The sequence below is a fragment of the Streptomyces sp. MZ04 genome (genome assembly GCF_004684775.1).
Classification (GTDB): Bacteria; Actinomycetota; Actinomycetes; order Streptomycetales; family Streptomycetaceae; genus Streptomyces.
In genome coordinates this window covers 1-627 of sequence record NZ_SRIC01000621.1, presented here as the reverse complement: position 1 = coordinate 627, position 627 = coordinate 1, and the positions used below count along the sequence as shown (strand labels likewise).

Annotated in this window: 1 protein-coding gene; it reads left to right on the top strand. The window is 70.8% G+C overall.

Features of this window, described 5'->3' with window-relative positions; translation table 11 throughout:
* Positions 1-37: 37 nt before the first annotated feature.
* Positions 38-627: Mu transposase C-terminal domain-containing protein (locus tag E2651_RS43535; RefSeq protein ID WP_209446407.1), on the top strand; the 590-nt coding region annotated here is incomplete at its 3' end.

Sequence of the window (627 nt, the reverse complement as noted above, 5' to 3'; positions counted from 1 at the left end):
CCGCCGCCCCGACCGCCAGGCTGAAATGGCCCCGCCCATGTCGTTCGAGACGTTCACCGAGCACCTGCTGGCCTGGGCCCAGTGGTGGAACACCGAGCACCGCCCCGCCGAACTGCACGGCGCCACCCCGCTTCAAGCCTGGCAGGCCGATCCGACCCCGCTCAACGACGTCCCCGCCACCGACGTGTGGACGTTCACGCTCGAGGCCGACGGCCGCCCCCGCACCATCACCAGCCACGGCGTCCGCTTCCGCAACCGCGACTACATCGCCGACTGGATGACCGGACAAGCCGGCCTCAACGTCACAGTGCGCTTCATGCCCCATCACGACCACGAGATCGAAGTCTGCACACCCCACGGCCGTCACTTGGGCACCGCCTACCTGGCCGACCAGGCCACCGATGAGCAACTCGCCGCGCTGCGCCGCACCCGTACCCAGCGTGCCCGGCGCCTGCGAGATGAGGCGAAAGCCGCCGAGCAGCTGCGCCACACCCGCTTCGCCCCCATAACCGAACCAGGCCAGGCGCGCCGCCTGGACGTCACGACCGCCACCCAAGCCGCCCGGGAACTCGACCAGCACCAGCACACTGACCTGACCGCCCTGGCGCTGCCCGACCTCATCCCGCC